At 31.1% G+C, this 13,859-nt stretch carries 13 protein-coding genes; 9 read left to right on the top strand and 4 right to left on the bottom strand.

The window, feature by feature from the left end:
* Positions 1-75 precede the first annotated feature (75 nt).
* The 3 genes from Q0873_RS18080 to Q0873_RS18070 all read right to left on the bottom strand — a co-directional run bounded on the left by Q0873_RS18080 (position 76) and on the right by Q0873_RS18070 (position 2,087).
* A complete protein-coding gene (locus Q0873_RS18080; protein WP_299110194.1) occupies positions 76-687 on the bottom strand; it encodes a thioredoxin family protein in 612 nt (203 codons plus the stop codon).
* A gap of 5 nt (positions 688-692) precedes the next feature.
* A complete protein-coding gene (locus tag Q0873_RS18075; protein ID WP_299110192.1) occupies positions 693-1,184 on the bottom strand; it encodes a TlpA disulfide reductase family protein in 492 nt (163 codons plus the stop codon).
* Positions 1,185-1,301: 117 nt separating this feature from the next.
* Positions 1,302-2,087: a S1/P1 nuclease gene (locus Q0873_RS18070; RefSeq protein WP_299110190.1), complete on the bottom strand. Its 786-nt coding sequence runs from the start codon at positions 2,085-2,087 to the stop codon at positions 1,302-1,304.
* A gap of 121 nt (positions 2,088-2,208) precedes the next feature.
* Between Q0873_RS18070 and Q0873_RS18065 the strand changes: the two genes are divergently transcribed.
* The 9 genes from Q0873_RS18065 (at position 2,209) to Q0873_RS18025 (ending at position 12,162) form a co-directional block, all read left to right on the top strand.
* The gene (locus tag Q0873_RS18065; RefSeq protein WP_299110188.1) at positions 2,209-3,069 is read left to right on the top strand and encodes an SPFH domain-containing protein; all 861 of its coding nucleotides are present in this window, start codon (positions 2,209-2,211) and stop codon (positions 3,067-3,069) included.
* A gap of 11 nt (positions 3,070-3,080) precedes the next feature.
* A complete protein-coding gene (locus Q0873_RS18060) occupies positions 3,081-3,239 on the top strand; it encodes a DUF4177 domain-containing protein (protein ID WP_299110186.1) in 159 nt (52 codons plus the stop codon).
* Between the two features lie 2 nt (positions 3,240-3,241).
* Positions 3,242-3,736 carry a hypothetical protein gene (locus Q0873_RS18055; protein WP_299110184.1) on the top strand — a complete coding sequence of 165 codons (495 nt, stop codon included), beginning with the start codon at positions 3,242-3,244 and terminating at the stop codon, positions 3,734-3,736.
* A gap of 65 nt (positions 3,737-3,801) precedes the next feature.
* Positions 3,802-3,966, top strand: coding sequence for an Arc family DNA-binding protein (locus Q0873_RS18050; protein ID WP_299110182.1), 165 nt, complete (start codon positions 3,802-3,804; stop codon positions 3,964-3,966).
* A gap of 97 nt (positions 3,967-4,063) precedes the next feature.
* Positions 4,064-7,246: a hypothetical protein gene (locus Q0873_RS18045; protein WP_299110180.1), complete on the top strand. Its 3,183-nt coding sequence runs from the start codon at positions 4,064-4,066 to the stop codon at positions 7,244-7,246.
* 63 nt (positions 7,247-7,309) lie between these two features.
* Positions 7,310-9,220, top strand: coding sequence for a S9 family peptidase (locus Q0873_RS18040; protein WP_299110177.1), 1,911 nt, complete (start codon positions 7,310-7,312; stop codon positions 9,218-9,220).
* A gap of 156 nt (positions 9,221-9,376) precedes the next feature.
* On the top strand, positions 9,377-10,018 hold the full coding sequence (locus Q0873_RS18035; protein WP_299110175.1) for a DUF2490 domain-containing protein: 642 nt from the start codon (positions 9,377-9,379) through the stop codon (positions 10,016-10,018).
* A gap of 44 nt (positions 10,019-10,062) precedes the next feature.
* Positions 10,063-11,373 carry a DUF819 family protein gene (locus Q0873_RS18030; protein ID WP_299110173.1) on the top strand — a complete coding sequence of 437 codons (1,311 nt, stop codon included), beginning with the start codon at positions 10,063-10,065 and terminating at the stop codon, positions 11,371-11,373.
* A gap of 84 nt (positions 11,374-11,457) precedes the next feature.
* On the top strand, positions 11,458-12,162 hold the full coding sequence (locus Q0873_RS18025; protein ID WP_299110171.1) for a DUF4369 domain-containing protein: 705 nt from the start codon (positions 11,458-11,460) through the stop codon (positions 12,160-12,162).
* A gap of 58 nt (positions 12,163-12,220) precedes the next feature.
* Here the strand turns inward: Q0873_RS18025 and Q0873_RS18020 are convergent, their stop codons facing one another.
* Positions 12,221-13,663 carry a DUF389 domain-containing protein gene (locus Q0873_RS18020; protein WP_299110169.1) on the bottom strand — a complete coding sequence of 481 codons (1,443 nt, stop codon included), beginning with the start codon at positions 13,661-13,663 and terminating at the stop codon, positions 12,221-12,223.
* Positions 13,664-13,859 lie beyond the last annotated feature (196 nt).

Here is a 13,859-nt window from a genome sequence, read left to right as displayed (position 1 = left end):
TATATAAAAAAATGTTAACAAAAAAAGAGGGATGCAAAAACACCCCTCTTTTTAAACTTATAATCAAAAACTTAATTATTTTCTTTTAATAGAGCAACCAATTGCTTTTGTTTCTTTGTTTATTACTTCCTTTCCATTTAATAGCGCATCTACTGCTGCTTCTACATATTTTTCCGAAACGCTGCTTGCACTTCTCGCATTATTATCAATTGCTCCTATATAGGCTACTTTTAATCCTGCTTTCTCTTTATTTAAAATATAAACATGCGGAGTACGGGTTGCTCCATATTTTGGATAAACCTTTTGTCCTTCATCAAATAAATAAGGAAAAGTAAACCCTTTTGATTTAGCTCTTTTTACCATTCCGCTAAAATCATCACCAGGAGAAGCTGCCGGATCATTTGGATTTATAGCAATAACAGGATACCCTTTATCTTTGTATTTTTTATCTAAATCGATAATTCTATCTTCATACATTTTAGAATATGGACACATATTACAAGTAAAAACTACAATAAATCCTTTTGCATCTTTATAATCTGATAATGAAACCATATTACCATCTACATTTTTCAATGTAAAATCTTCAGCAATATCACCTACTTTATATCCATCGACATAATTTACAGTAAAAGCAGTTGAAATTAATACCACCGCTAAAACTAAAATTGTTTTAATTGTTTTCATAATATTTAGTTTAAGAAATTTTCTAATGTTTGTTTAAGCTCTTCATAGGTAAAAGACTGTTCAAAAAAAGCTCTTTTATCTTTTGTATAAATCAAAGTTGCAGGTATAGAACCTGTCCATTTTTCACTAATTTTTGGTATCCAAGAATTTTGGTCTGGATCATCCAGCAATACCACTTTTGATTGTAACTTTTCTTTTTCAACAAACAATTTTAAAGCTGTTTGATCAAAATCTAAACTTACCAAAACTACTTCTATATTTTCTTCTTCTAATTCTAGATTTAATTTTTCAAACGCAGGTAACTCCTTTACACAAGGTTTACACCAAGTGGCCCAGAAATTTATGATATAGGTTTTACCATCATTCTTTTCTAACAACGGTTTTAAAGACTCATAATTATAAGTTGCAAACCCTTCGGTAATCTTTGTTTCTTTAGTTTCCTTCTTTCCACAAGAAAGAAAAACTAACAAAACGCCTAAAAAAAGTATATTCTTCATCAGCATAAAATTATAAAAAACCAATAAGTATTTATTTTGAATTAACTAAACATTAACAAACAAAAAAGGCTCAAAACATTGGTTTTGAGCCTTTGCATATTATTAACGAGTGTTCTTTTAACAAAAAATATCATTTAAAATCTTCGCCAAACGAATACCTCCTTTTTGTAATTGTTCTCTCACAATTGGAAAGTAATCATATGAATAGCGGTAACGTAATTTATCTCCAGATTTTACTGATCCATATACTCTTTTAGTCAATTTATGAGTATCTCTCATCCAATCTAACACATCTCCTTTTTGAATAAATTTTACTTGTTCTTTAGATAAATCTTTAGCATTATCAGCCAGTTCTATATAACTCATATCCCATTTTTTAATCAAGTCTTCATCCCATACTCTATGTAAGTTAGATCCTCTTCCATGCCATTGCACTTGAATGGTATTTCCTCCTTTATCTTCTTGTCTTCCAATGTGCATCGGTTGGTGTAAATCACCCATTAAATGAACTAACATCTTTAAATAAAAACGTTTATCTTCAACAGAACTACTTTTATCTTTTAAGACTTTTACACAATGATTAATCCCAGTTATTAAATCTCCTTTAGGATTCTTAGGTGTATCCTCATAACGAGCATCTAATGGCATATTTACATAATGCCAGGTATAAAACTTTCCGTATTTTTTTCTATCAGACTTTATCTCATCTGCATAGGTTGAAACAAAAGCAAGACTTTCTCCTTGTAATAATTTTTCTATTTTCCTTTTTGCTTTTTTAGTCAAATGCTTTTCAGCTATTTTTCCTGTAGCTCTATGACCGGTTGGTCCCCAAGTATCATTATTTGCAAATGTCGCCACAGATAAAAAACTTACTGCCAGCACTATAAAAAATTGAATTCTCATCAGCTATCTTTATTAAACTTTCGGCTAAGTTAAAAAAAAATAATCCGTACTATTTGGAAATATTAAATTTTATTTTATATCTTTATAATATCATTTTGATATCATTTTAAATAGACTAATTATGAAAGCAGAAAAAATAATTAAACCAGCAAATGGATATATAATGTTTGCGGTTGTATTGACACTTATCATTGGAGGAATAATATTCACTATCAATAGTGAGAATCCTATATTTCTAATTGCCGTACTTGTAGGCTTTATTCTTGCGCTAGGTTTTATCTTGGTAAACCCAAATTCATCTAAGGTTTTATTATTCTTCGGAAAATATGTAGGTACTGTAAAACAAAATGGTTTATACTGGGCAAACCCATTATATAAAAAGAAAACCATTTCATTACGTGCTAGTAACTTTGACAGTGAACGTTTAAAAGTTAATGATAAACTAGGTAATCCAGTAATGATCAGTACTATTCTAGTATGGCGTGTTACCGAAACGTATAAAGCTGCTTTTGATGTAGATAACTATGAAAACTTTGTGAGAGTACAAACAGATGCTGCTGTTCGTAAACTAGCAAGTATGTATCCGTATGATAATTTTGCAGATGAAGGGCATGAAGAAGATATCACACTTCGTTCAAGTGTTAATGAAGTTAGTGATGCCTTAGAAAAAGAACTTGAAGAACGTTTGGCTATTGCTGGTATAGAAGTTTTAGAAGCTCGTATTGGTTATTTAGCATATGCTCAAGAAATAGCTAGTGCAATGTTAAAACGTCAACAAGCAACAGCTATAATCGCAGCTAGACATAAAATTGTACAGGGAGCTGTTGATATGGTAGATATGGCTTTAGAAGAATTAAATAAAAAAGAAATTGTAGAATTAGATGAAGAGCGCAAAGCTGCCATGGTAAGTAATTTACTTGTTATTTTATGTGGAGATAAAGAAGCTTCTCCGGTAGTAAATACAGGAACTCTAAATCATTAAAAGCAATATCTATGAAAGAATATAAAGTTGACAGTTGGAAAGTTAGTTTATCAAAAAACAATAAAAACTTAGAAGATTTTTTAAACGAGCATGCACGAAATGGTTGGAAAGTAATTCATATTGCAGAACAATCTACACGTGTAGTTTTTGAGAGAGATAAAAATAGATAATAATGAAAGTATTTAAAGAAGAACAACGATTTATTCAATTGTGGTTAATTGTATTATTAGCCGTAAGTACTATTGTGCCTTTAGTTATTGTTATACGTGAATATCTAAACGATAAAACAAGTCTTTATAATTTTTTAGCCACCTTAGCACTGATACTTTTTGCAACTGGATTTATTTTCTTCTTTAAACTAAAAACAAGAATCGATGAATATGGAATACATTATCAATTTTTTCCTTTTCACTTAAAATCAAGATTGATAAAATGGTCTTTTGTAAAAAAAGCATACATTAGAAAATACGATGCTATTTCAGAATATGGTGGATGGGGTTTAAAAAATTTATTCTGGAAAAAAAATGGAAGGGCCATTAATGTTTCAGGAAATATAGGCATACAATTAGAATTTGTCAATGGTAAAAAATTATTAATTGGCACACTCAAAGAACAAGAAGCTACAAGTGTTTTACAGACTTATAAAAGTAAAATTACATCAACATGATACGATTTATCCTTTACCTAATAAGCATTCTAATTACATTTGTATTTAAAATAATTTTTTAATTAATGGCAAAAAAGAAAGCATTTGCACTCCGTATTAATGAAGACATGCTAAAAGCAATTGAGAAGTGGGCTTCAGATGAATTTCGATCTACCAATGGTCAGATTGAATGGATGCTTATGCAAGCGCTTAAAGAGGCTAAAAGAGAACCCAAAAAGAAAGATGAGTAAGCCTCATCTTTTTTTATTGCAATTCAGTTCATTAACATTTTTTTAAGAAGTTTAATCACTACTTTAGAAGTTTTAACAAACTAATTATAACTTTATAATGAAAAAACTTCTTTTTGTCTTTTTTTCTTTCATAAGCCTGTTGGCATTTTCTCAAGAATTTTCGATGGACTTGGTTAAAAACATGAAACCAAGAAATATAGGACCAGGTGGTATGAGTGGTCGTGTTACCGCAATAGACGTGGTACAATCAAACCCAGATATAATGTATGTTGGAACTGCCTCTGGTGGTGTATGGAAATCTACATCTGGAGGAACTACATGGCAACCTATTTTTGAAAATGAAGTGACTGCTTCTATTGGTGCTCTAGCTATTCAGCAATCGAATCCAAGTGTAATTTGGGCTGGTACTGGTGAAGGAAATCCTAGAAACAGTTTAAATGGTGGTTATGGAATTTTTAAGTCTTTAGATGGAGGTAAAACATGGAAATCTATGGGACTTGAAAAAACACGTCATATACATCGTGTTATTATTGATCCTACAAATCCCAATATTGTGTATGTTGGTGCTATTGGATCTCCTTGGGGAGAACATAAAGAACGAGGAGTATATAAAACTACAGATGGAGGTAAAACTTGGAAACAAATTCTATTCAATAATATAAAAACAGGTGTTGCAGATTTAGTAATGGATCCTACAAATCCGAATAAACTTATCGCTGCAATGTGGGAGCATAAACGTGATCCTTGGTTTTTTAAATCTGGAGGAAAAGGAAGTGGATTATACATTACCCATGATGGTGGAGAAAACTGGAAAAAAGTAACCGAAAAAGAAGGTTTTCCACAAGGAGATTTAGGAAGAATAGGTGTTGCTATATCGAGAAGTAATCCAAATGTTATATATGCTCTAGTCGAAGCTAAGAAGAATGCTCTATACAAAAGTGAAGATGGAGGGTTTAAATGGAAAAAAATAAGTGATAAAAAAGGAATTGGTAACAGACCATTTTATTATTCTGAAATTTATGTTGATCCTCAAAATGAAAATAAATTATACACCATTTTCACCTATGTAAATGTATCAATTGATGGAGGAAAAAACTTCAAACAATTGATGCCTGCATATGGAGTAGATAATGGAGTACACCCAGACCATCACGCTTGGTGGATTCACCCAAAAGATGGAAGTTTTATGATTGATGGAAATGATGGTGGATTGAATATTACCAAAGACGCAGGAAAAACATGGCGATTTATAGGAAATCTTCCTGTTGCTCAATTTTATCATATCAATGTAGATAATGAATTTCCATATAATGTTTACGGAGGAATGCAAGATAATGGTTCATGGAGAGGACCAGCCTATGTATGGAAAGCTCAAGGAATTCGCAACTCTTACTGGCAAGAAATAAGTTTCGGTGATGGATTTGATGTAGTTCCTGACAAAGACGATTCACGATATGGATGGTCTATGAGTCAACAAGGGTTTGTGTCTCGATATGATCATCAAACCGGAAATAATTATACGGTAAAGCCAACGCATCCAGATGCCAACACAAAGCTTCGATTTAATTGGAATGCAGCCATTAATATTGATCCTTTTGATAATGCTACTTTATACTTCGGAAGTCAATTTGTACATAAATCTACAGACAAAGGTTTAACCTGGGAAATTATTTCCCCAGATTTAACAACCAACGACAAAAAGAAATTAAATCAAACTGAAAGTGGAGGATTAACAATGGACGCTACTGGAGCGGAAAACCACTGTACAATTTTAGTAATTGAACCTTCGCCTTTAGAAAAAGATATGTTGTGGGCTAGTACAGATGATGGTCAAGTTCAAATTACCAGAGATGGTGGAAAAACTTGGACAAACATTTCAAAAAACATCAAAGGATTACCAGCGCATAGTTGGATTCCACAAATTAAGGCTTCTAATAAAAATAAAGGTGAAGCTTTATTGATTGCTAATGATTACAGACGTTTTAATTATACTCCATATGCCTATAGAACAAAAGACTATGGAAAAACTTGGGAACGCATCGTAGACGCGAATGATGTTGAAAGTTATACTTTATGTATTGTAGAAGATCCAATAAATCCGAACTTATTGTTTTTAGGTACAGATGACGGATTATATGTTTCATTAAATGCTGGAAAAAAATGGACTAAATGGACCGCTGGATTTCCAACAGTATCAGTAAAAGATTTAGTAATTCACCCTAGAGAACATGATTTAATTATAGGTACTTTTGGACGTGCAGCATGGGTATTGGATGATATCCGCCCTCTAAGAAACTTTGCTAAAAACCCAGAGAACATTTCTAAAAACATTGTTCTTTTTGATCCACCAACAGCATATCAAACTGCCTATCAACAACCAACAGGAAGCAGATTTGGAGCAGATGCTTTGTATAATGGAGAAAATAGAAAAAGAGGCGCACACTTAACTTATTTATTAAACACTCCTAAAAAACAAAAATCGAAAACAATAAAAGATAAGGAAGATACTTCAACAAAAGTAAAATTTGATTCTATCAAATTTGAAGTATTCGATGGAAACCGATTGATTAGAACTTTTAAAAGAAAAGCTCCAAAAGAAAATGGACTACACAAATTCCGTTGGTCTATGGATGAAAAAGGAGTTTCAAGACCCTCAAGAAGAATTCGAAAGTCTAAGTCAGAACCTAGAGGAATTCGAGTTAAACCAGGAACCTACAGAGTTAAAGTAACTTTTGGTGATCAAACTTCAGAACAAAATATCGAAGTAAAATATGATCCTAGACTTACTATTTCTCAAACTGCAATCAATCAAAAATACAATGCTGCTAAACGTTTAGAAACATATCAAAAGACCATATCTGATGCAGTTAAACAATTAGTAGAAAGTAAAGATATTGCAAATGCTTATAAAGCTAAATTCATTAATAAAGATAAAAAACAATATAAAGAGCAAATCGATTTATCTAAAAAAGTAATTAAACAAGTTGATAGTATTATTGACATGTATTTGGGTAAAATTGATAAGCGTCAAGGAATCACAGAAAATCCAGAAGTAACTATTGTAGACAGATTAAGAACAGCGAATTGGTATATTAATAGTCGATTTGGAGAACAAACCACCACTGAAAGTAGGTTAATGATGCAATTAGATGCTGCTTTAAAACCAATACTGGAAAAGACAAATCATTTTTTCAACAATAGTTGGAAAGATTATAAACTAAAAATGGAAGCCACTAAGATTTCTTCATTCAAGAAAACAAAAACATTCTCTCTAGAATAAATTGTAATCTTTTATGTTAATCTATATATAGAATTCCATACACTAACCTTAAAGAATATAAAAATGAAAAAACTATTTGGATTAGCAATAATTAGCTTTTTAGTTATTGCTTGTAAAACAGATAAAGAGAAAACTGAAAACAGTTCCGATATGGCTGTTAAAGATTTAAAACAATACACCATTAATCAAATGATGGATAATGAAAGTGTATTCGGTGGAAGTTTTTCTCCAGATAAATCTAAATTATTAGTAACAAGTAATCGTTCTGGTATTTACAACATGTATACCGTTTCGACAAAAAGCGGAGCGTTTGAACCAATTACTAAATCAGATAGCTCTTCCGTTTTTGCTACTTCATATTTCCCAAAAGACAACAGAATGTTGTTTAGAATGGATAATAATGGTAATGAAATTTACCATATATACATGAGAGATTTAGACGGTAGTATAAAAGAATTAACTCCAGAAAAAGGAGCTAGAGCAAGTTTCTATGGTTGGGCTAAAGATGAAAAAAGTTTCTTTTTTGCCTCTAATAAAAGAGACAAACGTTTTATGGATGTTTATGAAATGGATATTGAAACACTTACATCTAAAATGATTTATGAAAATAAAGAAGGGTATAATGTTGCTGGTATTTCAAATAACAAAAACTATTTTGCGTTGACTAAAACAGTAAATACTAACGATTCTGATTTATTTATTTTTGATAGAACCACAGAGAAAAACACTAAAGTTAATGCTACATTAAGTAGTAATTCTTCAGAAGATTTTTCTTTAGATGATAAAGACTTTTTCTACACAACAGATGCTAATGGAGAATTTGCAACATTAATGAAATACAACATTGCTTCAGGAAAATCTGAAAAAGTATTAGAGAAAAACTGGGATATTTCTGGAAGCTATTTTACCAATAAAGGAAAGTATAGAGTAACCTATATTAATAATGATGGTAAAAATGTAATTGAAGTGTATGATATCGCTGCTGAAAAAAATATTGAATTGCCAAACGTTGAAGGTAAAAGTATTACTAATGTTGGTTTTTCTAGAGATGAAACAATGATGCGCTTCTATGCAGGTGGATCTAATTCTCCTTCTAACTTATATACGTATAACTTAGAAACAAAAGAGCAAAAAAAACTTACAGATGTTTTAAACAAAGAGATAGACCCAACTCATTTAGTAAATGCTAAAGTAATTCGCTATCCTTCATTTGATGGAGTAACAATTCCTGCTATTTACTATTTACCACATCAAGCTTCAAAAGAGAATAAAGTACCTGCATTAGTATGGGTACATGGTGGACCAGGAGGACAGTCTCGTCAAGGTTTTAATTCTAGAATTCAATATTTAGTAAATCATGGGTATGCTGTCTTAGCTGTTAACAATAGGGGAAGTAGCGGTTATGGGAAAACTTTCTTTAAAATGGATGATCTAAATCATGGAGAAAAAGATTTACAAGATTGTGTTGAAGGTAAAAATTGGTTAGTAAACCAACCAGAAATTGACGGTGATAAAATTGGAATTATAGGAGGTTCATATGGAGGTTATATGACTATGGCTGCCTTAACCTATACACCAGAAGAATTTGCTGTTGGAGTAAATATTTTTGGAGTAACTAACTGGATGCGTACATTAAAAAGTATTCCTTCTTGGTGGGAATCATTCAAAGATGCTCTTTACAAAGAATTAGGAAACCCACATACCGCCGATTCTGTTCGATTAAAAAGAATTTCTCCATTGTTCCATACTGACAAAGTAACAAAACCTTTAATGGTTTTACAAGGAGCGAAAGACCCTAGGGTATTACAAGTAGAATCTGATGAGATTGTAGCAGGCGTTAAAAAGAATGGTGTACCAGTAGAGTACGTTCTTTTTGAGGATGAAGGGCATGGTTTTGTAAAGAAAGAAAACCAGATAGAATCTAATAAAAGAATTTTACAGTTTTTAAATAAATACTTAAAAAAACAAGAGTAGATTTTTTTGATATTCAAAACAAGAAGTAACATATTTTAACTATCTGAAAACCTTGTTAAAGAATAGAAAAAAACTCAATATTTAATAAAAAGAATCCTTTGCAAAAATGCAGGGGATTTTTTTTACATTTACTCCTTCTAAATTTTAAAATTAATTATGAAAAAATTATTTTTTTTAACCTTTATTTTATTTTCAATTCAGAGTTATAGCCAATCAACAGGAGAGAAAGAACTTGGTGTTTGGTATATGTATAACGGAACACATAAATTATCAGATAAGTTTAGTTTAAAAACGATGGCTCATTTTAGATTTTTTGAAGTAGGAGATGATTTACAACAATTTATTACTCGATTGGGAGTAAACTATAAGATCAATAAAAATTTAAGTGTTACTGTTGGACATGCCTTTTTAAATACAGATGGTACTTTTGATCAATTAGGAGGTGATGCATATGAAAATAGAACTTATGAAGATTTCAATGTAAAGCATAGTATATCTAAACTTGGGTTCGCACATAGATTACGAGCTGAACAACGTTTTTTTGAATCTGGAACAGGTCATTTTCTTCGTTATCAGTTAGGACTTAGTTATCCTATTGATGAAAAATGGTCTACCTATTTGTATGATGAAATTTTTATGGATTTTGATGGTGAAAATTTTAATCAAAATTGGTTAGGAGCAGGTTTCAAATATAAACTTTCAAAGGTTTTAAAACTTCAACTAGGATATATGAAAATTACCGATGCCAATGATCGTAACTTTGATAGAATTCAGATTGGTGTAGCACTAAACCATTAATCCTAATAAAGAAATATTATTTTAGCTAGCTAAACAACAAATTCATGGAAAATCAACCAATTTTTACTAACGATGCCATAGTCTTTGGTATTTTAATGCTTTCACTAGGTTTTGTTTTTTATACTGAAAGTAAAGAATCCGGATTCTGGAAAAAATTCTATAAAATAGTTCCAGGACTGTTTATGGCATATTTCATTCCTGCAATTTTCACCACTCTTGGAGTAATTTCTCCTGAATGGGAAACTTTAAACAAAGCAGGTGAAGTTGTAGAAGCTAAGTCAAGTTTATATTATGTAGCTAGTAGATTTTTATTACCTGCTGCACTAGTATTAATGACTCTAAGTATTGACCTAAAAGCAATTTTCAATCTAGGATCTAAGGCCTTAATCATGTTTTTCACAGGAACCATTGGTATTATAATAGGTGGTCCAATTGCTATATTACTAATTTCTATATTTTCACCTGAAACTGTAGGAGGAGCCGATTTTGATGCTGTTTGGAGAGGTTTATCTACTCTAGCTGGTAGTTGGATTGGTGGCGGAGCAAATCAGACTGCAATGTTAGAAATCTATAAATACAATCCTGCTAAATATGGAGGAATGGTCTTTGTTGATATTGTAGTAGCCAATATTTGGATGGCAATTATATTAATTGGTATTGGAAGAAAAGATCGAATTAACAAATGGTTGAAAGCTGATACCACAGCAATTGAAGAGTTAAAAGAAAAAGTTTCTAACTTTACTCAAAGTGTTAAAAGAAACCCTTCTTTAACAGACTTTATGATTATGCTAGCCATTGCCTTTGGAACTGTAGGCTTCGGGCATTTTGCTTCTAAATATTTAAGCTCTTTCTTTGGTTCTTGGACAGCCAGTCTAGGTTCGCAAACAAGTAGAAATATCTTTTCTTTTTTAGGTTCAGGATTCTTTTGGTTAATTAGTGTATCAACTATTGTTGCTATTATTTTATCCTTTACCAAAGCGAAAAACTATGAAGGGGCTGGGGCTAGTAGAGTTGGAAGTATATTCATTTACATATTAGTGGCTACAATTGGTATGAAAATGGACTTAACTTTAATTTTTGATAATGTTGGGTTGATTGCAATTGGTTTAGTTTGGATGAGCATCCATGCAGGTTTATTAATTTTAGTTGCAAAAATTATTAGAGCTCCTTATTTCTTCTTAGCTGTAGGAAGTCAAGCAAATGTTGGTGGAGCAGCCTCAGCTCCAATTGTTGCTTCAGCATTCCACCCTTCCTTAGCTACTGTAGGTGTTTTATTAGCTGTATTTGGATATGCAATAGGTACAATAGGAGCCATTTTATGTACAATTTTAATGGAAATAGCCTCTAAAGTTTAATTGAATTCTGCATATTTGCAATTCAAAATTTTGAATAGTATAGGTGTATCTATCTAAACAACACCAAACATTAATAAGAAACAAATGAAAAAAATAATCGCTCTTATAGCTATTACCCTAGTAGCTTTTGCTTGTTCTTCTAAAAAGGAAGGAAATATGATTGTTAAAGGTCAAATTAAAGGTCTTAAAAAAGGTACTTTATATCTACAAAAAATGAAAGATACGATCTTAGTATCTGTAGATTCTGTTAACCTATTAGGAGATGATAAATTTACTTTAGTAGACAACTTAGAATCTCCAGTGGTATATTATATTACCTTCGATGGTAATACTGATGAAAAGCGCTTGTTATTTTTTGGAGAAAAAGGAGAGATTACGATCAATGATAATATCGAAGAGTTTGGTTTCAATCCTGAAATTTCTGGATCTGAAAATCAAAAGTCTTTAGAAGAGTATTTTAAAATTACGAGAAGATTTAATGATCAAAATCTTGAATTGATTAAATTGAACTTTAACGCTCAAAAATCAAACAATTTAGACTCTGTTAAAATGGTTGAGAAAAAATTCAATGCTTTAACTAGAAAACGTGTTTTATTTGCCACTAATTTCGCCTTAAATAACTCAGATAAAGAAGTAGCTCCTTATATTGCTTTAACAGAGTTATACGATGCTAATATTAGGTTATTAGATACCGTTAATAATAGTTTAAGTGATAAAGTTAAAAACTCAGACTACGGAAAGCGTCTTCAGAAGTTTGTATCAAAAATTAAGAAAGATGAGAATAAGTAATCTATCTCATATATTATAAATTAAAAAAGCCTGTAGAATTTCTACAGGCTTTTTTAATTTATTTAATTTGTTGAATATAAAGTGTATCTAGCTTTAACTCTTTTTGCATCCAATTTCTAAGTTCTTTTTCTTTCTTTGTAATATAATCTTCTTTCAAATTATTATTCCAAACAATTCTCGCCTCAGGAATTGTATCTATTTTAATAAAGTCTTTTGTAGATAAAACTTTAGAAAAACTTATTTGTTTTATATCACTAAATCTAATTTTTGCATCTCTTGCTATTGTACTAAAAGGAATACTATTTTTATCAGCCTTCTCTATCGTTGCATTTAATCCAGAAATTCTATTTTCTAATTCTTTTATTTTGTCCTGTAATCCATTAATTACATAATCTTTTTGATCTAAATTAGAATATGCTCTCTCTAAGGACTTAGAAATATCATCTATACTTCTAGACTTGTTTCCGGCAACAATAACCTCATAATCACTAATTCTATCGTAATCCTTTACTTTCATCTTTAAGTTAGTTTCAATTGCTGGAGAAATTTCTCCGTTAAACCTTAACTTAATCTGCTTAGTTCTATCATCCTTTTTAGGTTCACCATTTAACCATAGATTCTCATTATTCTCGACTTCTGTTTTAATATATTTATCAAAACTAGCTTGGGTAATGGTATCTTTATAAACATTAATAAACGTTTTAACTGCTGGTATCATAACCAACAAAGCAATCAATGATGCTATTTGTGCAATTCTCTTTCTCTTTTTAGAATTGACATAGCGTATCATGGTAAAACCTAATAACTTAAGTACTAAAAAAGTTGCTAAAGCAATAAATATCGCATTGATCGTAAATAAATACATTGCTCCTAGGAAATAGTCAAAGTTACCTATTGCCAACCCATATCCAGCTGTACATAAAGGAGGCATTAAAGCTGTTGCAATTGCTACTCCAAAAATTACCGAAGCTATAGTACCTTTTTTGGTTCTAGCTATAATTAACGCCAATCCTCCAAAAAAAGCGATTAAAACATCCCTAATATCAGGTCTAACTCTTCCTAGTAACTCTGATGTTTCTTCTCGAAGGGGAAATAAAAAGAAAAATAAAAAGGCCGTTAATAAACTTAATACAATCATTGTAGCTAAGTTTATCATCGATTTCCTTAAAGTATCTATATCATTAATAGCAATTGACATTCCTATCCCTAAAATAGGTCCCATTAATGGTGAAATAAGCATGGCTCCGATAACTACTGCAGTTGAGTTTGCATTCAATCCAATTGATGCTACGAAGATGGAACAAATCAAAATCCATGATGTTGCACCTTTAAAAGCAATATCACTTTTTATCGCTTCAATTGTGGCTGCCTGATCTGTGTCATGTCTAAAATCTAATAACTCAAATAAAAACTTCTTAGAGCTTTCCCATAAACCTAAGGCATCCTTCTGAACCGCTTGTTTTGACTGCTCTACAGTTTCTTCTTGTTTTTTTTCTTCCATTTAACTTAATTTGATTTTTTGTAAAAGTGAAGATAGTAAAAATCTAGTTTATAAATAAAATATGCAGTAGCTAGGATTCTTAAATTTGGATATAAAAAAAACCTCATTACTTAATGTAATGAGGTTTAAAAAGAAAGGCGACGACCTACTCTCCCACCAGTGGCAGTACCATCGGCGCTAATGGGCTTAACTTCTC

This window comes from uncultured Tenacibaculum sp. (genome assembly GCF_947498805.1).
Taxonomy (GTDB): Bacteria; Bacteroidota; Bacteroidia; order Flavobacteriales; family Flavobacteriaceae; genus Polaribacter.
Note: the sequence above shows the minus strand (reverse complement) of the source record. Positions and strands in the feature narration are given on the sequence as shown.

Coding starts and splice junctions, on each gene's coding strand:
- Q0873_RS18025 (WP_299110171.1), top strand. CDS start 11,458: ATGAAAAAAATAATCGCTCTTATAGCTATTACCCTAGTAGCTTTTGCT.
- Q0873_RS18045 (WP_299110180.1), top strand. CDS start 4,064: ATGAAAAAACTTCTTTTTGTCTTTTTTTCTTTCATAAGCCTGTTGGCA.
- Q0873_RS18030 (WP_299110173.1), top strand. CDS start 10,063: ATGGAAAATCAACCAATTTTTACTAACGATGCCATAGTCTTTGGTATT.
- Q0873_RS18080 (WP_299110194.1), bottom strand. CDS start 687: ATGAAAACAATTAAAACAATTTTAGTTTTAGCGGTGGTATTAATTTCA.
- Q0873_RS18040 (WP_299110177.1), top strand. CDS start 7,310: ATGAAAAAACTATTTGGATTAGCAATAATTAGCTTTTTAGTTATTGCT.
- Q0873_RS18050 (WP_299110182.1), top strand. CDS start 3,802: ATGGCAAAAAAGAAAGCATTTGCACTCCGTATTAATGAAGACATGCTA.
- Q0873_RS18035 (WP_299110175.1), top strand. CDS start 9,377: ATGAAAAAATTATTTTTTTTAACCTTTATTTTATTTTCAATTCAGAGT.
- Q0873_RS18020 (WP_299110169.1), bottom strand. CDS start 13,663: ATGGAAGAAAAAAAACAAGAAGAAACTGTAGAGCAGTCAAAACAAGCG.
- Q0873_RS18055 (WP_299110184.1), top strand. CDS start 3,242: ATGAAAGTATTTAAAGAAGAACAACGATTTATTCAATTGTGGTTAATT.
- Q0873_RS18075 (WP_299110192.1), bottom strand. CDS start 1,184: ATGAAGAATATACTTTTTTTAGGCGTTTTGTTAGTTTTTCTTTCTTGT.
- Q0873_RS18070 (WP_299110190.1), bottom strand. CDS start 2,087: ATGAGAATTCAATTTTTTATAGTGCTGGCAGTAAGTTTTTTATCTGTG.
- Q0873_RS18065 (WP_299110188.1), top strand. CDS start 2,209: ATGAAAGCAGAAAAAATAATTAAACCAGCAAATGGATATATAATGTTT.
- Q0873_RS18060 (WP_299110186.1), top strand. CDS start 3,081: ATGAAAGAATATAAAGTTGACAGTTGGAAAGTTAGTTTATCAAAAAAC.